Annotated in this window: 24 protein-coding genes; 12 read left to right on the top strand and 12 right to left on the bottom strand. The window is 53.2% G+C overall.

Features of this window, described 5'->3' with window-relative positions:
• Positions 1–7: 7 nt before the first annotated feature.
• From iadA to FEM41_RS13665, 3 genes are read right to left on the bottom strand one after another with little or no spacing between them, the layout of a single operon-like run.
• Positions 8–1,180: a beta-aspartyl-peptidase gene (gene iadA, locus FEM41_RS13675; RefSeq protein WP_138096489.1), complete on the bottom strand. Its 1,173-nt coding sequence runs from the start codon at positions 1,178–1,180 to the stop codon at positions 8–10.
• 12 nt (positions 1,181–1,192) lie between these two features.
• On the bottom strand, positions 1,193–1,654 hold the full coding sequence (locus FEM41_RS13670; protein ID WP_138096488.1) for a YjiG family protein: 462 nt from the start codon (positions 1,652–1,654) through the stop codon (positions 1,193–1,195).
• Positions 1,651–2,340, bottom strand: coding sequence for a nucleoside recognition domain-containing protein (locus tag FEM41_RS13665; RefSeq protein WP_138096487.1), 690 nt, complete (start codon positions 2,338–2,340; stop codon positions 1,651–1,653). The genes FEM41_RS13670 and FEM41_RS13665 overlap by 4 nt, the downstream gene beginning before the upstream one ends.
• Before the next feature lie 282 nt (positions 2,341–2,622).
• On the opposite strand from FEM41_RS13665, the gene modF reads away from it, so the two are divergent.
• The 6 genes from modF to gpmA all read left to right on the top strand — a co-directional run bounded on the left by modF (position 2,623) and on the right by gpmA (position 9,528).
• Positions 2,623–4,092 carry a molybdate ABC transporter ATP-binding protein ModF gene (modF, locus tag FEM41_RS13660; protein ID WP_138096486.1) on the top strand — a complete coding sequence of 490 codons (1,470 nt, stop codon included), beginning with the start codon at positions 2,623–2,625 and terminating at the stop codon, positions 4,090–4,092.
• 212 nt (positions 4,093–4,304) lie between these two features.
• Positions 4,305–5,321, top strand: coding sequence for a UDP-glucose 4-epimerase GalE (gene galE / locus FEM41_RS13655; RefSeq protein WP_138096485.1), 1,017 nt, complete (start codon positions 4,305–4,307; stop codon positions 5,319–5,321).
• Between the two features lie 13 nt (positions 5,322–5,334).
• On the top strand, positions 5,335–6,384 hold the full coding sequence (gene galT / locus FEM41_RS13650; RefSeq protein ID WP_138096484.1) for a galactose-1-phosphate uridylyltransferase: 1,050 nt from the start codon (positions 5,335–5,337) through the stop codon (positions 6,382–6,384).
• Positions 6,384–7,532 carry a galactokinase gene (gene galK, locus FEM41_RS13645; protein ID WP_138096483.1) on the top strand — a complete coding sequence of 383 codons (1,149 nt, stop codon included), beginning with the start codon at positions 6,384–6,386 and terminating at the stop codon, positions 7,530–7,532. Before galT ends, galK begins: the two co-directional genes overlap by 1 nt.
• Entirely contained in the window at positions 7,526–8,566 is a 1,041-nt protein-coding gene (gene galM, locus FEM41_RS13640) for a galactose-1-epimerase (protein WP_138096482.1), read from the top strand. The genes galK and galM overlap by 7 nt, the downstream gene beginning before the upstream one ends.
• 209 nt (positions 8,567–8,775) lie before the next feature.
• Positions 8,776–9,528, top strand: coding sequence for a 2,3-diphosphoglycerate-dependent phosphoglycerate mutase (gene gpmA, locus FEM41_RS13635; protein WP_138096481.1), 753 nt, complete (start codon positions 8,776–8,778; stop codon positions 9,526–9,528).
• Positions 9,529–9,589: 61 nt separating this feature from the next.
• On the opposite strand, the gene aroG is transcribed toward gpmA, so the two are convergent.
• Positions 9,590–10,639, bottom strand: a complete 1,050-nt coding sequence (gene aroG / locus FEM41_RS13630; protein WP_138096480.1) for a 3-deoxy-7-phosphoheptulonate synthase AroG — start codon at positions 10,637–10,639, stop codon at positions 9,590–9,592.
• A 275-nt stretch (positions 10,640–10,914) separates the two neighbouring features.
• Here aroG and FEM41_RS13625 point away from each other — a divergent pair, with 275 nt between their 5' ends.
• Both FEM41_RS13625 and zitB read left to right on the top strand, forming a co-directional pair.
• Positions 10,915–11,097, top strand: a complete 183-nt coding sequence (locus FEM41_RS13625; protein WP_138096479.1) for a hypothetical protein — start codon at positions 10,915–10,917, stop codon at positions 11,095–11,097.
• A 133-nt stretch (positions 11,098–11,230) separates the two neighbouring features.
• Positions 11,231–12,166 (top strand): CDF family zinc transporter ZitB, encoded by a 936-nt coding sequence (gene zitB / locus FEM41_RS13620; protein ID WP_138099200.1) that lies wholly within the window; start codon positions 11,231–11,233, stop codon positions 12,164–12,166.
• 1 nt (position 12,167) lies between these two features.
• Here zitB and pnuC read toward each other — a convergent pair whose 3' ends face one another.
• The gene (gene pnuC / locus FEM41_RS13615; protein ID WP_138099199.1) at positions 12,168–12,878 is read right to left on the bottom strand and encodes a nicotinamide riboside transporter PnuC; all 711 of its coding nucleotides are present in this window, start codon (positions 12,876–12,878) and stop codon (positions 12,168–12,170) included.
• A 253-nt stretch (positions 12,879–13,131) separates the two neighbouring features.
• On the opposite strand from pnuC, the gene FEM41_RS25180 reads away from it, so the two are divergent.
• The 3 genes from FEM41_RS25180 to FEM41_RS13600 all read left to right on the top strand — a co-directional run bounded on the left by FEM41_RS25180 (position 13,132) and on the right by FEM41_RS13600 (position 14,793).
• Positions 13,132–13,389 (top strand): helix-turn-helix domain-containing protein, encoded by a 258-nt coding sequence (locus tag FEM41_RS25180; RefSeq protein ID WP_421805444.1) that lies wholly within the window; start codon positions 13,132–13,134, stop codon positions 13,387–13,389.
• Positions 13,390–13,404: 15 nt separating this feature from the next.
• Entirely contained in the window at positions 13,405–13,908 is a 504-nt protein-coding gene (locus tag FEM41_RS13605) for a hypothetical protein (RefSeq protein WP_138096477.1), read from the top strand.
• A 354-nt stretch (positions 13,909–14,262) separates the two neighbouring features.
• On the top strand, positions 14,263–14,793 hold the full coding sequence (locus tag FEM41_RS13600; RefSeq protein WP_338324496.1) for a YagK/YfjJ domain-containing protein: 531 nt from the start codon (positions 14,263–14,265) through the stop codon (positions 14,791–14,793).
• A gap of 283 nt (positions 14,794–15,076) precedes the next feature.
• Here the strand turns inward: FEM41_RS13600 and FEM41_RS13595 are convergent, their stop codons facing one another.
• Positions 15,077–15,691: a recombinase family protein gene (locus tag FEM41_RS13595; RefSeq protein ID WP_138096475.1), complete on the bottom strand. Its 615-nt coding sequence runs from the start codon at positions 15,689–15,691 to the stop codon at positions 15,077–15,079.
• Positions 15,692–16,009: 318 nt separating this feature from the next.
• Positions 16,010–16,579: a hypothetical protein gene (locus FEM41_RS13590; RefSeq protein WP_138096474.1), complete on the bottom strand. Its 570-nt coding sequence runs from the start codon at positions 16,577–16,579 to the stop codon at positions 16,010–16,012.
• Positions 16,580–17,064: 485 nt separating this feature from the next.
• On the opposite strand from FEM41_RS13590, the gene FEM41_RS13580 reads away from it, so the two are divergent.
• Complete coding sequence (locus FEM41_RS13580; protein ID WP_138096472.1) at positions 17,065–17,550, top strand: Hcp family type VI secretion system effector; 486 nt, start codon at positions 17,065–17,067, stop codon at positions 17,548–17,550.
• Positions 17,551–17,571: 21 nt separating this feature from the next.
• Here FEM41_RS13580 and FEM41_RS13575 read toward each other — a convergent pair whose 3' ends face one another.
• The 5 genes from FEM41_RS13575 to FEM41_RS13555 form a co-directional block, all read right to left on the bottom strand.
• Entirely contained in the window at positions 17,572–17,898 is a 327-nt protein-coding gene (locus FEM41_RS13575) for a DUF1493 family protein (protein ID WP_138096471.1), read from the bottom strand.
• On the bottom strand, positions 17,892–18,356 hold the full coding sequence (locus tag FEM41_RS13570; RefSeq protein WP_138096470.1) for an STM2901 family protein: 465 nt from the start codon (positions 18,354–18,356) through the stop codon (positions 17,892–17,894). The genes FEM41_RS13575 and FEM41_RS13570 overlap by 7 nt, the downstream gene beginning before the upstream one ends.
• A 101-nt stretch (positions 18,357–18,457) precedes the next feature.
• Complete coding sequence (locus FEM41_RS13565; protein ID WP_168198800.1) at positions 18,458–20,266, bottom strand: recombinase family protein; 1,809 nt, start codon at positions 20,264–20,266, stop codon at positions 18,458–18,460.
• A gap of 103 nt (positions 20,267–20,369) precedes the next feature.
• Positions 20,370–21,425: a quinolinate synthase NadA gene (nadA, locus tag FEM41_RS13560; protein WP_138096468.1), complete on the bottom strand. Its 1,056-nt coding sequence runs from the start codon at positions 21,423–21,425 to the stop codon at positions 20,370–20,372.
• A 223-nt stretch (positions 21,426–21,648) separates the two neighbouring features.
• Positions 21,649–21,924, bottom strand: coding sequence for a hypothetical protein (locus FEM41_RS13555; protein WP_138096467.1), 276 nt, complete (start codon positions 21,922–21,924; stop codon positions 21,649–21,651).
• Positions 21,925–22,010: the final 86 nt, after the last annotated feature.

Below are 22,010 nucleotides of genomic sequence, written 5' to 3'. Positions count from 1 at the left end.
CAACGGCTTATACAGCCTCAAAAGTCCCTTTCACGCAGGCTTTACCGTGGATGACCATACGTTTACCCCGGGCGTAAACCTGATCAATCCGTAGCTCCGGCGTCAACACCAGCAGATCGGCATCATTGCCGACGGCGACTTCCCCTTTTCCCACAAGGCCGAGGAAACCCGCCACGCTGGTCGTCAGAGGACGTAGCGCATCCGCCAGAGAGAGTCCACGCTCAATAACCAGCTCACGCAGGGTATTGAGCAGACTTTCAAATCCCGCGACGCCGATTCCCGTCAGATTCCCCCCGGCATCAAAGATCGGCTGACTGCCATTACCGTCGGAGCTAAGCGTAACGCGGGACAGCGGTATATTCGCTTTAACGGCGCGAATAATGCCATCTGCAGGCGTTACCGGGCCGGGAATTCCGCTGGTGATATCAATAGTCCCCCCTTTAAGCGCAAACTCCAGCGCCTGTTCGAACAGAGCTTCATTGCGATTAACGTGGGTGGGAAGCAGCTTGCCAATGGGCACATCGCTATTTTCCAGAACGTGGTAAAGCGGCTTAAGCCCCTTTTTGCTGTTTCCCATATGGAAGACACTGACTCCGGCTTTCCCCCCCAGTAATCCCCCAACACGAGCTTCAGCCGCCATACTGGCTAACAGCTCATCGCTTGCCGCCGCTGAACGATGGTCAGAAACCGCGCATTTCACCCCAATAACACGATCGATTAACGTCACATCTTTTTCCACCGAACCGGTAATGGTCGGTGACGGAACATGATACGCTCCCGTTAACATCCAGGCGGTAATACCCTCTTCATTTAACGCGCGGGTTTTTGCCAACAGAGACTCCGGATGGCGGGTCACGGAGTCAGTGCCAAGCAGGCCGACGACCGTCGTGATCCCGGCTTCCGTCAAACGACTCAGGGAAACTTCCGGCGTGCGCGTTGTCGGCCCGGCTTCCCCCCCTCCGCCAATCAGATGAACATGCTGATCGATAAATCCCGGACACAGGATCTGCCCGTGGAGGGGAATGACCGTGCAGTCAGGCACAATGCCAGCGGGGATATCCGTATCAATGGATAAAATCCTGCCACCAGCGAGTAAAACATCACAAATACCCCGGTCTTCTGGGGCAAACAGATGCGCCCCCTGCAATAGCATAAAATTTGCCGTGGAGAGATCAGGCATAATCATTCCTTACTAAACAATAAGTTGCATAACCCACATCGACAGCAGCGCATTGATGACGCAGACCGTGATAATGTGCGGATAATATCTTGCATTCACTTCGGCGGTCCCCAGACAGCGGCCAACGTTCTGTACTGGATTGCCCATCAGATAAATGGCAGGCAGCAGGACTGTCACATCGTGACCACTCAGCGTACCGGCAACGACCAGACTTGCGGATACGCCCACAGCCCCTCCCATACTCATCAGGGAGGCCAGCAGTACCGTCGCCGCAACGCCGGGAAGCCCCCAGAACGCCATAATGGGCTGACAGACCTGTCCCACCCAGTCAAGCAAACCGGTAATTTTTAACGCCTGAATAATGACAAACGCCATCACGACATTGGGTAACAGGTTGGTAGTGGCAATCGTGAAGCCGCGACGTGCGCCTTCAATAAACATATCCATAATATTTTTTCGGGTCTGGGTCGTCATGAAGGCTCCCCCTGTACCGGCTGGCGACGTTCTTCGAAATTGATCCATATACGCAACAAATTGGCGCCAATAAATTTAAACACCAGAATCACCGCTAACGGTACGATGACGGAAGTCCCCAGATAAGCAAAGACTGCCGCACCTGAAGAGAAATAGTTGGTAATGATGGCGCTGCCGCTGGTCTGGTAAGCCGCGAAAATCACCTTATCCCGTTCCGTAATTTCCCCCTCCTGGGCCAGCTCTTTCGTCATCCCCGCGGCTGCATCCGTATTTTGCAGGTTTGCAATCAGCGCCAGCGAGCAAATGCCCGGAATGCCAAGCAAAGGATGGAGTATGGGGGTCATAAGCTGTTGCGCAGCACGCAGCCCTCCCAGGCCATCGGTGACAGAAATGATCCCCAGTGAAAGAATGACAGACGGCGCCAGTTCCAGCGCGAAAAGAAAGCCGTCTTTTGCGCCAGCACCACCGGAACCGCGAAAGGTCACGCTCCCCTGGCCGATCCCGTTGTCGATATGGCCAAATGAACCATTAAGCACGGTAAAATCAAAAACGCGCCACCAGCCATCGCTGGCGGAAAAAATGCCAGAAAAGAAAATAATCGTCAGAAAAAAAGCCAGGTATCCTTTAATTCCGGCCCGTTCTGGTTTAAGCGGGTTTACCGCAGTTTCTTCTTGTTGTGGTGTCATAGTGTTTCCCGTTGTTGTCGATGTTTGTTGATATATTGTCGTCCCTGTCAGGGGTATATTATTATGACCTTATATTTAGAGTGGGTATAGAGGAGGAGACGGGATAAAGGCCAGACTTTTTCAGACCAAACTTCAGTAGAATAGCGATCGCCATGAATGGGTCGTCGCTTCATGAAATATGGTATCAGAAACATTCCGGCGCCTGCTCTCCACTCAAACATTGACTTTAAGCGCCACAACACGTATCCCTGTCGTTAATTACTGCAAGAAATGGGATATAAGATGTCTTTGTTGCAAATTTCGCAAGGCACGTTTCACCTTAGCGACACCCGGACTCTGTCTATTACCGATCTCCGCCTGCATGCTGGCGAAAGCTGGGCTTTCGTCGGCACTAACGGTAGCGGCAAATCCTCCCTCGCCAGAGCGCTTTCTGGCGAGCAGCCCCTTCTTTCAGGCCACTACCAGTCGGATTTCACCCGCACCGTACGTCTTTCTTTCGAACAGCTACAAAAGCTGGTCAGCGATGAGTGGCAGCGCAATAACACCGACCTGCTGGGGCCGGGTGAAGAAGATACCGGTCGCACCGCCCTGGAGATTATCCAGGACGAGATTCACGACGATGCCCGCGCCCGGGAGCTGGCCAGCCGCTTCGGCATTGACCATCTGCTGGACAGGCGCTTTAAATATCTTTCCACCGGCGAAACCCGTAAGACTCTGCTGTGCCGGGCGCTGATGGCTCAGCCGGATCTTCTGGTGTTCGATGAACCGTTCGACGGCCTGGATGTTGCATCACGCCAGCAGCTGGCGGATTTGCTGGCGGAGCTTAATGGCCATGGCTACACCCTGGTGCTAATCCTCAACCGTTTCGACGATATTCCCCCGTTCGTAGAGCACGCTGGCGTGCTGGCCGACTGTACCCTGAATGACGTTGGCCCCCGGGCGCAGTTGCTGGAGCGGGCGCTTATCGCCCAGCTGGCCTGGAGCGAAAAAATAAGCGACACCCAACTACCGGAAAAAGATGATCCTACAGAACACCCGGCGCTCCCCGGCGATGCGCCACGGATTATCCTGCGCGATGGGGTGGTTTCATATAACGATCGCCCGATTATTAACCACCTGGACTGGACAGTGAACCCGCGCGAGCACTGGCAGATAATCGGCCCGAACGGCGCCGGGAAATCGACGCTGCTCAGCCTGATTACCGGCGATCATCCCCAGGGCTACAGCAACGATCTGACGCTGTTTGGCCGCCGACGCGGCAGCGGTGAAACTATCTGGGATATCAAACAGCATATCGGCTACGTCAGCAGCAGCCTGCACCTGGAGTATCGGGTCAGCGCTTCGGTACTGACCGTGGTGCTTTCCGGCTGGTATGACTCCATCGGTCTCTACCAGGCCGCATCGGACCGCCAGCACAAACTGGCCCGCGAGTGGCTGGCCCTGCTGGGTATGGATAACGACATGGCCAATGCCCCATTCCATAGCCTCTCCTGGGGCCAGCAGCGACTGGTGCTGATCGCCAGAGCCCTGGTGAAACACCCAACGCTGCTGATTCTGGATGAGCCGCTACAGGGGCTGGATCCCCTTAACCGCCAACTGGTGCGCCGCTTTGTGGATATTCTGATCGGCGAAGGGGAAACCCAGTTACTGTTCGTCTCGCACCATGCCGAAGATGCGCCAGCCTGTATCACCCATCGCCTGAGCTTTGTGCCCGACGGCGACGGTTACCGCTACCAGCAGGACGCACTGTAACCGCTGCGGAGGGGAAGCCTCCTCCGCCCTGCTCCCAATATTTAAGACTTGCCGTAATAGCCCTGTTCCGATATTGATTTATAATGCTTTTTTTCCGGTCATCGACAGGCTTATCGCTGTGTAAACGATTCCACTAATTTAGCCCATATCACACTTTTGCCCCTTCTGGTATGCTATGGTTAGTTCATAACCCAAGCCTAATGGAGCAAAAAATGAAAGTTCTGGTAACAGGTGGTAGCGGTTACATTGGCAGCCATACCTGCGTACAACTGCTGCTGCAGGGTCACGATGTGGTGATTCTTGATAACCTCTGCAACAGCAAGCGCAGCGTACTGCCGGTCATCGAGCGCCTTGGCGGGAAAACGCCGCTGTTTATCGACGGCGACATCCGCGATGAAGCGTTACTGACCACGGTTTTCCACGACCACGGCATTGAAGCCGTTATTCACTTCGCAGGCCTGAAGGCGGTGGGTGAATCGGTCCAGAAACCGCTGGAATACTACGACAATAACGTTACCGGCACCCTGAAACTGGTCAGCGCCATGAAAGCCGCAGGCGTCACCAACTTCATTTTCAGCTCCTCTGCCACCGTCTATGGCGATCAGCCAAAGATCCCTTATGTGGAAAGCTTCCCCACCGGCCATCCGGCAAGCCCCTACGGCCGCAGCAAGCTGATGGTCGAACAGATCCTGACCGACGTGCAGAAAGCCGTTCCCGATATGAGTATCGCCCTGCTGCGCTACTTCAATCCGGTCGGTGCCCATCCGTCAGGCGATATGGGCGAAGATCCTCAGGGGATCCCCAACAACCTGATGCCGTATATCGCCCAGGTGGCGGTCGGGCGCCGCGAATCTCTGTCGATCTTCGGTAATGACTACCCCACCGAAGACGGCACCGGCGTACGCGACTATATCCACGTAATGGATCTGGCCGATGGCCACGTGGCCGCCATGGAAAAACTGGCAGGCAAAGCGGGGGTTCATATCTATAACCTCGGCGCTGGCGTCGGCAGCAGCGTACTGGATGTGGTCAATGCCTTCAGTAAGGCCTGCGGAAAACCGGTGAACTATCACTTCGCACCGCGCCGCGACGGCGATCTGCCCGCCTACTGGGCCGATGCCACCAAAGCCGATAAAGAACTCAACTGGCGCGTCACTCGCTCTCTGGACGAAATGGCGCAGGACACCTGGCGCTGGCAGTCACGCCATCCTCAGGGCTACCCGGACTAAGGACATCATCATCATGCCGCAATTTAACCCGGTCGATCATCCACATCGCCGCTACAACCCCCTGACGGGGCAGTGGATCCTGGTTTCTCCCCATCGCGCTAAGCGTCCCTGGCAAGGGGCGCAGGAGACCCCCGCCAAACAGACGCTGCCGCAGCACGATCCCGACTGTTACCTGTGCCCGGGTAACACGCGGGTCACCGGGGACAAAAATCCGGACTACACCGGGACTTACGTTTTCACTAACGACTTTGCGGCACTGATGACCGACACCCCCGAGGCACCGGCGGATAGCGACCCGCTGATGCGCCTGCAGAGCGCCCGGGGCACCAGCCGGGTGATCTGCTTTTCACCGGATCACAGTAAAACCCTCCCCGAACTGCCACTGGCGGCGCTGGAGGAGGTGGTGAAAACCTGGCAGGCGCAAACCGCCGAACTGGGTCAGCACTATCCCTGGGTGCAGGTATTTGAAAATAAAGGCGCAGCCATGGGCTGCTCTAACCCGCACCCCCATGGTCAGGTATGGGCCAACAGCTTCCTGCCTAACGAGGCGGCCCGCGAAGACGAAAACCAGCGCGCTTACTATGCCGAACACGGCTCGCCGATGCTTCTTGACTACGCCCGGCGCGAACTGGCGGACGGCAAACGAACGGTAGTCGAAACCGAACACTGGCTGGCGGTCGTGCCCTGGTGGGCGGCCTGGCCGTTCGAAACCCTGCTGCTGCCAAAGGCACCGGTCCGGCGCATTACCGACCTTACGCAGGCCCAAAGCCAGGATCTGGCACTGGCGCTGAAAAAACTGACCAGCCGCTACGATAACCTGTTCCAGTGCTCGTTCCCCTACTCTATGGGCTGGCACGGCGCCCCCTTTAACGGCGAGGAGAATGCCCACTGGCAGCTACACGCCCATTTTTATCCGCCCCTGCTGCGCTCCGCTACGGTGCGTAAGTTTATGGTGGGCTACGAGATGCTGGCGGAAACCCAGCGTGATTTAACCGCCGAACAGGCCGCAGAAAAACTGCGTGCGGTCAGCGATGTGCATTTCCGCGAATCCGGAGAACAATAATGGACCTGAAAGAAAAAACCCGTACCCTGTTTACCGAACAGTTTGGCTACCCTGCCACCCATATCATCCAGGCTCCGGGTCGCGTCAACCTGATTGGCGAACATACTGACTACAATGACGGCTTCGTACTGCCCTGCGCCATCGATTACCAGACGGTGATCAGTTGCGCGCCGCGTGACGATCGCATGGTGCGGGTGATTGCCGCCGATTACAATAACCAGCGCGATGAGTTTTCGCTGGATGCCCCTATTCTCGCTCACGACAGCCAGCAGTGGTCTAACTACGTGCGCGGCGTAGTGAAACATCTGCAGCAGCGCGACGCCAGCTTTGGCGGCGCCGATCTGGTGATTAGCGGCAACGTTCCCCAGGGCGCGGGTCTGAGCTCTTCCGCATCGCTGGAAGTGGCGGTCGGCAAGGTGTTCCAGCAGTTGTACCATCTGGCTCTGGATGGCGCCCAGCTGGCGCTGAACGGCCAGGAGGCGGAAAACCAGTTTGTCGGCTGCAACTGCGGCATTATGGATCAACTGATCTCGGCACTGGGCAAGAAAGACCATGCATTGCTGATCGACTGCCGCTCTCTTGGCAGCAAAGCGGTGCCGATGCCCCAGGGCGTGGCGGTAGTGATTATCAACAGTAACTTTAAGCGCACCCTGGTCGGCAGCGAATACAACACCCGTCGCGAACAGTGCGAAACCGGCGCCCGCTTCTTCCAGCAGAAGGCGCTGCGCGATGTCTCTCTGGAGCAGTTTAATGCAGTGGCCAACGAGCTGGATCCGCTGGTTGCCAAACGCGTACGTCACGTCCTGACCGAAAACGCCCGCACCGTTGAAGCAGCCGACGCTCTGGCGCGCGGCGATCTTAAGCGCATGGGCGAACTGATGGCCGAATCCCATGACTCGATGCGTGACGACTTTGAAATCACCGTGCCGCAGATCGATACCCTGGTAGAGATAGTTAAACAGACCATCGGCGAACGTGGCGGCGTGCGTATGACCGGCGGCGGCTTCGGCGGCTGCGTAGTGGCGCTGGTCCCGGAAGAGCTGGTCTCTGAAGTACAGCAGGCGGTGGCCGATAGCTACCACGCCCGCACCGGTATCAAAGAGACGTTCTATGTCTGCAAAGCCTCGGAAGGAGCGGGATTATGCTAAAAGAGACTCCACAACTGGCGCCGGATGGCCAACCCTGGCGTATTTCGACTCTGCGCAACGCGGCCGGTATGGTGGTGACCATCACTGACTGGGGCGCAACCCTGCTCTCCTGCCGGGTGCCGATGCCGGATGGCAGCGTACGTGAAACCCTGCTGGGCTGCGCCAGCCCGGAAGATTATCTACAACAGAGCGCCTTTCTGGGCGCCAGCATCGGTCGCTACGCCAACCGCATCGCCAACAGCCGCTTTTGGCTTGACGGCAACGAAGTCAGTCTGACTCCCAGTCAGGGCGAGCACCAGCTCCATGGCGGGCCACAGGGGTTCGACAAACAGCGCTGGATGATCGATCGCCAGAACGAGCAGGAGGTGCTCTACAGCCTGACATCGCCGGACGGTGACCAGGGTTTCCCCGGCAAGCTGTGCGCCACCGTGCTCTATCAACTGACCGAGGATAACCGACTGGAGATCACCTATCGCGCCGAGGTGGATAAGCCCTGTCCGGTGAACCTGACCAACCACGCCTACTTCAATCTTGACGGTGAACAGAACGATATTCGCCGCCACGAGCTGCAACTGCTGGCCGACCAGTACCTGCCGGTCAATGCGGCCGGTATTCCGGACCAAGCGCTGCGCGCAGTGACCGATACCGGCTTCGATTTCCGCAGCCGTAAGGCTATCGGCCAGGACTTTCTGAACGATGACTGTCAGCAAAAAGTGGGCGGCTACGATCACGCCTTCCTGCTGAATGCCCGTGGAGATGAGGCTCAGCCCGCAGCGCATCTCTGGTCTTCCGACGGTAAGCTGCAGATGACGGTCTACACCAGCGCGCCGGCGCTCCAGCTCTATTCCGGCAACTTCCTGGCCGGAACCCCTGCCCGCGAACAGGGCGAGTACGCCAACTACCAGGGCGTAGCGCTGGAGAGCGAATTCCTGCCGGACAGCCCCAACCATCCGGAATGGCCGCAACCGGATGTGATACTGCGCCCTGGCCAGACTTATCGCAGTCTGACCGTCTATCAGTTCACCCCCTGCTGATTTCTGTATGCCCTCCTCTGGGGGGGCATTTCCGCCTGGTTTTGCGCCAGTTCCGCTAAAAAAACAACGCCTCCGTCACATCTGCCTTACATTCACGGCCGGGTTTCGCTATGTTAAAGGTCAGGCATTGCTGTTATTGCCCCTGTGGCAATATAATGAGAATCGTTATCAATTAATCTGCATCGATCGGGTTTATGAGGAGTAAAACTATGGCTGTTACTAAGCTGGTTCTGGTTCGTCACGGTGAAAGTCAGTGGAACCAGGAAAACCGCTTTACCGGATGGTACGACGTGGATCTGTCCGAGAAAGGCAAAGGCGAGGCCAAAGCCGCCGGTGAACTGCTGAAGAAAGAAGGCTACAGCTTCGACTTTGCGTATACCTCCGTGCTGAAACGTGCCATCCACACGCTGTGGAGCATTCTGGACCAGTTGGATCAGGACTGGCTGCCGGTAGAGAAATCCTGGAAGCTGAACGAGCGTCACTATGGCGCCCTGCAGGGTCTGAACAAAGCGGAAACCGCCGAAAAGTACGGCGACGATCAGGTTAAGCAGTGGCGTCGCGGCTTTGCGGTCACCCCGCCGGAGCTGACCAAAGACGACGAGCGCTATCCGGGCCACGACCCGCGCTACGCGAAGCTGAGCGAAAAGGAGCTGCCGCTGACCGAAAGCCTGGCGCTGACCATCGACCGCGTGGTTCCCTACTGGGAAGAGACTATTCTGCCGCGCCTGAAGAGCGGTGAGCGTATTATCATTGCCGCCCACGGTAACTCACTGCGCGCGCTGGTGAAGTATCTGGATAAGCTGAGCGAAGATGAGATTCTGGAACTGAACATCCCGACCGGCGTACCGCTGGTGTACGAGTTCGACGAAAACTTCAAGCCGCTCAAGCGCTACTATCTGGGCGATGCGGATGAGATCGCAGCGAAAGCCGCGGCCGTTGCCAACCAGGGTAAAGCGAAGTAATTCCAGAACCCCGGGCACAAAAAAGCGTGGTGTGAACCACGCTTTTTTTATTGCAGTCGCATTAACCGCGACGCGCCTTCACCGCCGCAGCCAGCTGGCGCAGCAGCGCGTCGGTATCGTCCCAGCCAATGCAGGCATCGGTCACGCTCTTACCGTAAGTCAGCGGCTCGCCGCTTTCCAGGCTCTGGTTGCCTTCCACCAGATGGCTTTCTACCATCACGCCGACAATAGCATCTTCGCCGTGAGCTATCTGGGAACAGACATCGGCCCCCACTTCCATCTGCTTCTGGAACTGCTTGCAGGAGTTAGCGTGGCTGAAATCGATCATCACCCGCGCTTCCAGGCCAGATTTTTCCAGCCCCTGCTTCACTTCCGCCACGTGCTGCGCGCTGTAGTTCGGCTCTTTGCCGCCGCGCAGAATAATATGGCAGTCATCGTTACCGCTGGTGTTAACGATAGCGGAGTGTCCCCACTTGGTGACCGACAGGAAGCAGTGCGGCGCGCTGGCGGCGTTAATGGCGTCGATAGCCACTTTAATCGTACCGTCAGTACCGTTCTTAAAGCCCACCGGGCAGGAAAGGCCTGAGGCCAGCTCGCGGTGAACCTGAGATTCGGTGGTGCGTGCGCCAATGGCGCCCCAGCTCATCAGATCCGCCAGATACTGCGGCGTAATCATGTCCAGAAACTCACCGGCTGTCGGCAGACCGCTGTCGTTGATCTCCAGCAGCAGCTGGCGCGCAATCCGCAGACCGTCGTTGATGCGGAAGCTGTTATCCATACCGGGATCGTTGATCAACCCTTTCCAGCCCACGGTGGTACGCGGCTTTTCAAAATAGACCCGCATCACCACCTCAAGCTCGCCGCACAGTTCGTTGCGCAGCGCCAGCAGGCGTTGGGCGTACTCTTTGGCAGCGGCTGGATCGTGAATGGAGCAGGGCCCAATCACCACCAGCAGACGATCGTCCTGGCCGTGCAGGATCTGATGGATAGCCTGACGCGAAGCAGATACCGTACTGGCGGCGTTGGCAGTGGCAGGAAATTTTTCTAACAGTGCAACCGGAGGGAGAAGCTCATTGATCTCTTTGATTCGTAAGTCGTCGTTCTGATACATGCTGATTCCAGTGGAGCGTGATAATTTGCGCTATTGCAATGCCTTCAATCTATCGCGTCGTGGCTAAGGTGTAAACCGGGTTTTACACGCACGGTTTATCATTTCATCAATGAATAAAAAAAACAGAAAAAAACATCGCCAGAGAGTTAAACAAAGCTACACTTTCATATGTTAATGCTAAATCACCAAGAAAATAAAGAATTATGCGCTATTATTGGCGCAGGATATTCTGGTATCTGCGGATAGCTCAACCACTCGATGACAGGAGTACGATAATGCAGAAAACGCTCCCTCTTATTTTTGGTATGGTGCTCGCACTCTGTAGCGGCGCGGCACTGGCAGGCAGCGCTCATCACAACCCGGTAACCGGCGCCAGCGCTAACCCGGACTCTGAACTCCATTTAAGCCATAAGTGCGGCGGAGAAGGTCAGCCTCCCTGCCCCCACGAACAAGGCTAATCAATCATATTCGCGGGGCAGCACCAGAGTGCCCCTGTTTTTAACTCAATAACAACTGACGCAATAATGCTTTTAAAATCCCTCTGCCACAGTCAATAATAGCGTTACCCTGTCAGAATTTTCTGTGAAAACCATGGCTCACTCTCATACCCAAACCGCCAGCCCTCAGGACGCTAACGCCCGGCGCCTGCTGATAGCTTTTAGCATCACTGCGCTGTTTATGGTCGCCGAAGTGATTGGCGGTCTGATCTCCGGTTCGCTGGCGCTGCTGGCTGATGCCGGGCATATGCTCACCGATGCCGCAGCGCTGCTGGTGGCGTTACTGGCGGTTCATTTCGCCCGCCGCCCGGCAAGCGGGCGACATACCTTCGGATGGCTACGTCTGACCACCCTCGCCGCCTTTGTGAATGCCATCGCTCTGGTGGTCATTACCATTTTTATCGTCTGGGAAGCTATCGTCCGTTTCCAGAACCCCCAGCCGGTGGCGGGCAAAACCATGCTGATTATCGCCTTTGCCGGATTGCTCGCTAACCTGTTCTCATTCTGGGTGCTGCACGGAGGAGGCGAAGAGCGCAATATGAATGTGCGAGCCGCAGCGCTGCATGTTTTGGGAGATCTGTTAGGCTCCGTTGGCGCTATCGCCGCCGCGCTGGTGATATTGTGGACCGGCTGGACGCCCATCGACCCTATTCTGTCGGTGCTGGTCTCCTGCCTGGTACTGCGCAGCGCCTGGCGGCTGCTGAAAGAGAGTATGAATGAACTGATGGAAGGCGCGCCGGTAACGCTGGATATCGCGGCGCTGAAGCGCGACCTGTCACGCACTATTCCCGAAGTGCGCAACGTCCACCACGTACATATCTGGCTGGTCGGTGAGAAGCCGCTGATGACCCTGCACGTACAGGTGATTCCACCGCACGACCACGATGCGCTGCTGCATCGCATTCTCCACTTCCTGGCCCATGAGTATCAGATTGAGCACGCCACGGTACAGATGGAATACCAGCCCTGCCACGGCTCTGAGTGCGATCTAAACGAAAAAACGGCGCACCACCATCACCACCATCACTAGTCTACGATAGCGCGTGTGGCGAATGCTCACGCGCGCTGCGCATCCACAGTCGGGTGCCGTTCAGGGCGATAAAGGTCAGGATCAGGTACTCCAGCGCCATGGCCCATACGCCCTGTATCGCGAAAATCACCACGCTAATCACATTCACCGCACTCCACAGCAGCCAGTTTTCCACATATTTGCGGGTCATCAGAATCATCGCCACAATCGACAACACCATCATAGAGGCATCCCAGAACGGGAAGGCATCGGGAGAAAGTTCCGGCATGGTCGTCTGCAGACCGAAAATTCCCAGTACCGCCAGCGCTGCCCGGGTTAGCGCCGCAAAGACCGGATCGATCCATAACGTCATCATGATAATGGCCACCACACATACGGCAAGTAACAGTAACGCCTTAGGCAAGGGCAGCCAGCGAATGCGTAATTCAGGCCGTTGCCCGTCACTACTACGTGACCAGGCATACCAGCCGTAAATATTGGCGGCAAAGAAGAACAGCTGTAGTAGCAGACTGGCATAGAGCTGGATCTGGAAAAAAATAATCGCAAACAGCGTGACATTAATCAGCCCGAAGGGGTAATTGATAATCTTCTCCAGACTGGCCAGCCAGATACAGAGTAAACCGGCCAGGGTGCCTGCCGCCTCAATCCACGAAAGGTCGTAACCGCCCGCGCCGAGCGGTATATGCACCAGAATATTTTGGGTACCGAAAATTTGATAGATGTCCAATCTTAATTTCCCTCATGATGCCGTATTGGCTGGAGTGTATCTTACCCATGACAAGCGCTCTACCTTTCAAAACATCGCACTGCTATCGCTTTAAAGTTGATAATTATTATCATTTGTGATATAATGTTATTTAATATCAATAGATTAAAAAGGAGGTTTATTGCAGTATCTACGACCATTTACCCCCCCATCTCCAGCACAGCATGAGAAGCTAACAACACGGCTCACCTCTGCAAATATGTATCATGCAACCAGCTACCAACGCCTACTCCATTACCTGACCGAAACGCCAACAGCACTAAGCGCTGGCGATCTCTCAGCGGTAACGAATATTCCGCTGCCAACTACATATCGGGCATTACGCAGGCTGGCAGACAGAGGACTGGTCGATTGGTACACGGATAAGTCGGCGGTAGCACGCTGGTATGCTGTCCGCTCCGGCCACAATAAAAACTACTGCACCGCGTGCAACCGACCCTATGTTGAACATGAATGAAGATGAGGTAATAAAATGAAAAATAATACAAAAAATAGAAAAATCGATGCGGCGGTGCAGGCGCATATTGATGCCATTGCCGCAAAGTTTCAGCCTGACGACGCCGAACTACAGCGCCGGATTAACCAGGCTATCGCCCGGCATAACGCGTGCAATGCGAGCCAGGAATTCAGTGGCCCGCCGCCGGTAGCGATGCAGATTATGCAGGAGAAAATTCTTGATGGCTGGCGGTTCGACGGCGCTGCCCCAAATGCTGTCCGGTTCACCCCGAACGGTGCCCATATCAACATCAAACTATTCAAGCCGCATACTCTGATGGAATCGGAGCAGGAAGACCTTCGCCAGCGCGTAGAACTTGAATACAAGGAAGTGATGCTTGCCGATATGGAGCAGGCGATTGATGACCTGATGGCGGATGCCGCCAAAGATGCTCAACGACGCGCTGAAGAGCAGGCAGCAGCGGAGCAAGTTGCTATGCGGGAGCGTCTCCGGGAACTGCTTACCGGGACTGATGCTTGACATAATTAGCATTGCCATGAAATACTATCGTAGGGTTTTTATACCCGTAAACTTCGTTCGAAAAAATCCATCAGCCATAACTCCTTCTAAACCCCTTGTATTTAGCGGCGTCTGCCTGTGCTCATAGTGCAGGATTGGCGGTGGATTTAGGTAATACCTATCCTGCCCATCGTCTATCTCTTTTAATGAATTACTGGAGGTGTTCTGTTAACCAATACAACTACTGTTAGTAGCTATGCATACCATGCTCATGGCCGTTATGAAGCCATTGCTGATAGCTTTCTGTACGGCGACCACGCCTATCCTATAAACTCAACTGACAAATCCCGTGTTCGGCTGGATATCCTGACGCCGATGATGGAAGAACTTGATGCAATGCAGCGCACGTACAGCCGTGTCTTTGTCGCCCGCTTCGATCTTCGCCTGCCATCCGGCACCGCCGTTGAGACTGGCAACGAATGGATACGCCAGCTATTCAAGAAACTGCGGGAGCGTCTCAAGTCGAAGCATCGCCGCCCTGAGAGTATAACCTCACCAATCCGAGAGTTTGCTTACGGCTGGGTGCGTGAAAAAGAGAAGGCAAAGCAGGTTCACTATCATTGCTGGATTGCCCTGCCGCACCGGCAAGTCAGAAGTATTGGGACTGCGAATTGCGGGCTTGGTGGTGCCATTACAGAGGTCTGGTGTGATCTGACAGGCGGCAAGCCTTCGCTGGTGGAGTTCCCTGGTGGGGAGTATATTATTCTACGTGGGGAACCTGAGACGCTGGAAGAACCAGTCTGGCGGATCTCATACCTCGCCAAGGAGCGGGGAAAATTCTCGACGGGTCAGGGTGACCGCCTTTTCTCAACGTCAAAACTCAGGCATAAGTATCCCAACACCTAAATCTTTCCTGTAACGCCATTTAAGCAATTTTCATGCCAAGCATGCATTGGTATTGATGGTGATATAAAAATGGCGTACAGAGCCATACAGGGCGCTTAACGGGCATTTTCCTTCCCTCTTTCTGATTGATTTTTTATTTAATGCCCTTTTATCACCTTCAAGTGAACAAAACTTAATCACAGCCAATATTGTCAGAGATCTTCACGTACGATTTTCTCAGGTTAATAACACAAAAAAACTCCGCCGCAGCGGAGTCTCAGGAATGGTTAGTGCAGGCGCAGTGTTAGCCAGCCAGTTCCTTTTTGATCCTGTAGAAGGTGGCGCGGCTGATCCCTGCCGCCTTCATAATCAGCGCCGGTTTTACATTCTGCTCCAGCATCTCCTTCACGGCTTCCCGTGCCTGCATATCTTTTTCCTTCCCGGTATATGCTCCCGCCGCCTTTGCTCTTTCAATCCCCTGAGCCTGCCGCTTGCGACGAGTCTCATAGTCCTGCCGTGCCATTGTGGCAAGTATATCAATAAGCATCGCATTGACTGCCCGCAGGATGCCGCTGGTGAGATCGCTGCCAACCATTTCGACCATCTGCCAACTGGTTGGCAAATCCATTGAGACAATTACCAGATTCTTCTCGTCCAGGACTTTCTTTAGTTCTGCCCATTCCTGATGTTCCAGACGGCTCAGACGGTCGATAGCCTCCACCAGCAGAAGATCGCCGGACTCTGCTTCATTCAGCAACTGCATAAGTTCCGGGCGGTCAAGTTTGGCTCCGCTGGCGTTCTCAATATACTCACCGGCAATATTCCACTTCTTGCTACCTGCAAAGGTTCGCAGTGTTGCCAGTGCCCTGTCTGCGTGTTGCCCTTCAGTCGATGCCCGACAGTAGATACGAACGTTCATGATAAAGTCTCAATAAAGTGTTAATTTAATATCCATATGATACATTACCAATTTTTGTAGTCAATAAAGTCTTTTTAAACCCTATTGAGACTTATGTTTCATAGTCTATCTTGGGTATACCCAAACGAGACGGCATGCTACTGATGATGGCTACCTGATATTTTCAAAAGATCGACAGGGCACTTGCCCTTTCGGGACTGTACGTTAGACCGCTCTGCCCGTGCGCCGGTGATATTTGCTGGGGAAGGTTAAAACACTGCGGGTATGAAAGATTTTCATTACACTGGGGAGTTGGGGGATTACTCCCCCGGTCTTTTGCTAATCCAGCAGGTGACTCAGCGGCGTTAGCGTCACATAGATACTGTCGCCACGATCCTCTATGGTGATGGGCATATCGACACCGTTGGTCAGCATTGCATTGGCCCGGTAGTACTTCTCAGACACCTTCTTCAGATCCGTAACCTTGATGCACTGCACATCCGACTTTTCATCCTTGTATACCTCAGTCACCACCTCACAGGCTGATTGCCTAATGCTTTGATTATAATCTGTTATCTCCGTGATAAGAAATACGGCAACAACAATGGCGCTATGAACAGCAAACCATCCCCACCGATTCATTCCAACAGCCTTTGCCCGGATAAACGTATGCACTGGCGGGAAGATGAGGATCGCTAATGCGTCACCAATATAGTCCTGGAAAGATTTCTTCAGCTCTCTTCCATCAAGAACCGCACACGTAAATGCAGCAACATAAAATGCCACAAGTGAGGCCTTGTAACCAAAATTCAAAAAGTCAGCAACAAGAAGCGCCAGCGGTGTAGCCACGAACACATAGAAATATATATTGTTGATTTTAATGATATTATTATCTTTTGTAAGTTCCATTACCTTACTAACCCTCAGATTAAGATTAAAAAACACCCAAAATGAACCATGATACCGCTTGATCGATTTTGTCGATCAATTATTGGATTATTGATCATTAAAACTGATCAAGAAAGTGATTAGTTGCTTTAGTAGATAGTTTGAAAACGGTTGTTTATGGTCTGAATATCTGAGGCTGTGGAGTGCAAGAGATGAAGATTATTTCCTGTATTTTTATGATGTTACTGATTTCTCCAGCATGCTGGGCGGGGCGAATTACGATGAGCAATCCGGATGAGCAGGAGTTACAGGGAGGGAAGCGGCTATGTGTGTACAGCAACATTATCTACACATTCACCTACGTCACACGCTCGCAGTCTTGCCCTTACAGCAAGACGTTCGACACATCAGAGAATGAAAGATAATCAGATTTTTGTATATTTACCAACCAGTCAAATAATCATAAAATAACTGTGGGTAATAATAACAACATGAGGATTGAAAGAATGGCCGTTCCTGTTCACCTATGGCTAACCGATGATGGGGGAGCCACTATTAGAGGTTCCTCTGATGTTGCGGATCGTGAAGGAAGTATTGAGATTAGAGGGTTACATCATAACCTGAGCATCCCAACCGACAACAACACCGGCAAGCTGACCGGAACACGCCAGCACGCCCCCTTCCAGTTTGAAAAGGAAATCGACTCGTCCAGCCCTTACCTTTATAAAGCAGTTGCTACCGGACAAACACTAAAATCAGCCGAAATCAAATGGTATCACATTAATGATGCTGGTCAGGAAGTGGAGTACTTCAATATCCTGTTAGAGGGCGTGAAGGTTATATCTGTTACACCCATGATGCATGACACCCGAAACTGTCCGGGAACAGGCCATATGGAAAGTGTAGCGATGCGCTATGAAAAGATCACCTGGAAGTATGTTGACGGGAATATCCAGTATACAGACGCCTGGAACGAGCGCCCTACCGCCTAAAAGAAGAGGGGCAAATGCCCCTCAATCATATAACCACTTTCCAGCTTTAGCGGATTCTATGAGCATCCTGATAGTGAAGTCCGGGACAGGAATCGGCTCTATCTTCTTAAACGGATTCCAGGAAAAAGGTGTATCTGGGTAATAGGTGTTAATGTTGAAGTTGCCCCGATCGACATCGAAGCTTTTAAAAAACTCATCCATCATATCTTCTGCTTCACTGACATCCATACTTAAATCCGTATCAAAGTCAGTATCGGGGGTAAGTTCTACCTCTTTTCTTTTAAAGACGTATACCCCCGCATAAGGCCGGACAAGTTCATAAATCCGGTTTTCTATACCATCTACCATATCTTATCATTCCCCCGCGCGATTGCGTTATAATCCCGGACGGTTTTATATGTTATTTCTATCACGTCTGCGGAAAGAATAACAACGCCAACAAGCGGAATAGTGCGACCTACAAAGGTGCCAATATTACGCACCATCACCCTTCTTGCTGTCCAAGGTGTATAACCACCAATCCAGGTTGGAAGCCTGACACCAAAAGGAAACTTAACTTTTCCAAATACATTACGAGCCGCTTTAGATGCATGGGATGTACCTTTTAAAGCATCCTTGGGCTTAGTTCGTGTATCTAAGTCATTCCTTCCGGAAACAATCGCAACGACAGCACCAAAATCGGCAACACCTAATCCGAATTGCTCTACTGTTTTTTCACAGAAGATCATGAAAAGTAACGCGCTGGCGGAAAGATTCGACTTTCCCGCATAAAAATATGTGTTGTTAAGTTCTTCTACGGTATCCATCCCATTACCCTCGCCTGTTGGTGTTGTGGGCTAACTATACAGATGAATTTTCATACATTCCAGACATCAGGATGCCTCTCGATTCCGAAAGCTCCGCCAGTTCATCGTTCACCGAAAAAATCCTTCCCATTAAGGGGCTTATGCCCCATAGCTTCTATCATGGTGCGCGTGCTCTCCAGAGAATCGTAAGGTTTTGGTGATGGTAGCTGAAAATCAAAATCACCGGCAATCTCATCGGTTAGCATCTCCCAAAAACTGCTACGGACCCGATTCATAAATGTGTCCAGCGGTGTTATGCCATCTTGCTGGGTTAAATATTCAACGTAGGATTTTTCTTTTTTTCCATTGTTTAACTTCATGACCCCTTCACAGAGGTAGTTTACACCAGAGGGAAATATAACCCGGATAGACAGGGATTTATCATCACGCTTAGTTACTATAACTTTACCAAACAACCTTCTGACCAGTTCCCTGACTTCATGCCTGTGTGGGTGCGTAACGTCAGTTAATACCTCTGGTGTTAATTTCCGCGCCACCGCTAATAACTGATTTGTTATATCATCGTCACTGTTTCGTATGGCCTCCTGTTGGGACAGCTTATCCAGTTCCAGGAGTAAAGAATTTTTCTCGCTCTCAGCCCGCTGTAGCGCCATTACAAGACTGGCAATAGGGCCAGTTCCCATCTGGATCGCTGTAGTCAAATTCTCTATCTGTTTATTGAGGTTCTCTGCCTCTTCCCTACGCTGGTCAATCAATGGCTGGAGGCTCTCTAAATCGCTCCCATTAGCGGCTATATCGAGAGTGTTTGCTACCCAGACAGCACGGATAACACATGCCTCAAGCAACCTCCCCTGAACAGACCACGCCCGGCAGGTTGACACGTATTGCTGTCCACCAGCACAGACATATCTGATCCGTCCCTCTTTGGTATAGTACGTCATAGGAGTGTCGCAATGACCGCAACGCAGCAGGCCACCCAGTCCAGAAAGAAATGTTGTGGTTTTCCTCTCACTGCCAATCTTGATACGGTTGTTTTCCCGTATGTCGTTGAGCCGAGCAAATTCTTGTTCTGTACACAGTGGGGGATAGTAGTTCTGGAGGGTGTAGGAGCTACCACTAAGGGTCATCACCTTTTCCCCGATTAGTGCCCTACTCAGTCGCAACCGTTTTACAGTGGGAATAGTCCAGAAAGATCTTACTCGTTGCCTCGGGCCTTTGTTGCCCCTAGGTGCCGGGTACAGTTCCAAATGTTGGTTTAAATATGTTACAACCCGATAAGCTCCCCACCCCCGTAAAAAAAGCTCTACCGCCTTCTTTGCTGCTACCCAATGGACAGGGTGAGGCTTGACGGCTTCATACTGGGGACCAGATGCATCAATCCACCACGGCGCGCTACCCACGGCTTTAATGTTAACGGGCCTCCCTTGTTTATGACGTTCAACCAACGCCAGAGCATTACCCACCGTCCGCTTTTGCTTTGTCCTTGATTCCTCGTTGGCTCGTTCAAAAGCGAGGATGGAGAAGATCATAGCCATCACATCCTTTTCGCTCTCTGGCGTATGAATCCGTTTATCCTGCCCAGTGACAACCGTCATACCCAGAGATAATAAGCGCCGCAGAAGATCGTTAGATCTCATCGCTTCATCACGGCTCAGGCGATCGAGGTTTTCCACGTACAACCAAGAATCAGACGGAATAGCGCCAGCCTCAACGGCGGCGATGAAGTCGGCCAGCGCCCCCCGCTTTGAGTTCTTCCCACGGAAGGCGGAAACGCCTTCATCCCTGATTTCGTCATACTCAAGATCATGTTCAACCGCAAAAGCTTTAGCTGCGGCTGTCTGGCGGGCGAGTGTGGTCCCCTCTGACTGTCTGGAACTACTCCAGCGGATGTAGGAGAAGAGCTTTGGCATGGTGGGCATCCCTCTATGAAAAGAGGGATATTATAAAACGATGTTGCATCTAAACAACATTTGGGGTACTGAAGATATCCATTCGCCCTCCGGCGCCACACTATTATGCCTTTACAGACTGGCGCAGCGTCGCCGCAAAATCGAGCATGCGATTGAGCGGTAGCAGCGCCCGTTCACGCAGCGCCGGAGCCACATCGATCTCATGCTGCGCGCCGCCCTGTTCCAGACCGCGAGCGATGGCCTCAAGGCCGTTCATCGCCATCCAGGGACAGTGTGCACAGCTGCGACAGGTGGCTCCTTCCCCGGCGGTCGGCGCTTCCATCAGCTCTTTATCCGGGCAGGCCTGCTGCATTTTGTAGAAAATACCGCGATCGGTGGCGACAATCATCTGGCGCTGTGGCAGGCGACGAGCGGCGGCAATCAACTGACTGGTGGAACCAACCGCATCGGCGATATCCACCACGCTCTGGGGCGATTCAGGATGCACCAACACGGCAGCATCCGGATAAAGCGCCTTCATGCGCAGCAATCCCTGGGTTTTGAATTCGTCATGCACGATACAGGCGCCGTCCCAGCACAGTACGTCGGCACCGGTTTGCTTCTGTACGTAACGCCCCAGATGACGATCCGGCGCCCACAGGATCTTTTCGCCCATGGCATCGAGATGCTCAATCAGCTCCACGGCAATGCTGGAAGTCACCACCCAGTCGGCACGGGCCTTAACGGCTGCCGAGGTATTGGCATAGACCACCACGGTGCGATCCGGGTGCTTATCGCAAAATGCGTTAAAGGCGTCATCGGGGCAGCCGAGATCCAGCGAACATTCCGCGTCGAGCGTCGGCATCAATACCCGCTTTTCGGGGCTGAGGATCTTCGCGGTTTCGCCCATAAAACGCACCCCGGCAACCAGCAGCGTGGAGGCGGGATGGCTGGCGCCGAAGCGCGCCATTTCCAGCGAATCCGCCACGCAACCGCCGGTTTCTTCGGCAAGGGCCTGTATTTCAGGGTCAGTATAGTAATGCGCCACCATAACGGCATCGCGCGCTTTCAGCAGCGTTTTGATATGCTCTCGGTAGTGCCGCTTCTGCTCAGGGTTTAACGGCGCCGGCTTGGGCGGGAAGGGATAGATGGCCGTCTGGGGATCGAACATCACGCTCATCGCTAATCTCGTTTCGTCAACTTAACAAATATGGCCTTTACGCGCTCCGATGCCCATAAGAAGCCGCTAATCGTTTTATATGCTAAACAAGATAGCCGATCGTTTCCGCGTTGTCGTCTGTTATTTTACCCATAAGTAGGGGCCGGTGCTTCAGTGCGCTGCAAAACCTGCCTTGTGGAAGGGCAAGCAAAGCTATCATTGGGGTCGCTTTGCTTACAGGGCATTAACGGATACCGTATTTTTTCTCAGTCACGAATTTGGGCTCTTTCCAGTTGGGGCCTTTTTTATAACCACCTTTTCCATTAGATGATATATCACCTTTTTCTCGCATGTTTTTCACTAATGAAATCAACTCAATGTTTGATATCCGTTGAGTACCATACATAGTACAATATCCATCTAATTGAGGGTGAGATATCCCGTTCCCTTTTCGTCCCGATAAAAATAAAATGATATCCCGGATTTGTTCATTTTCAAACATAGGTTTAAAATCAATCATATATAATCTCTGAATTTATTCACCGCCAGATTTTAATGCTTCTAACCTGTATAGCAGAGAGCGCTCGCTACTTAATTTGTAGTCTT

The organism is Jejubacter calystegiae, from assembly GCF_005671395.1.
GTDB lineage: Bacteria > Pseudomonadota > Gammaproteobacteria > Enterobacterales > Enterobacteriaceae > Jejubacter > Jejubacter calystegiae.
The sequence above is the reverse complement of the archived record's forward strand: the minus strand, read 5'-3'. Positions and strand labels throughout refer to the sequence as shown.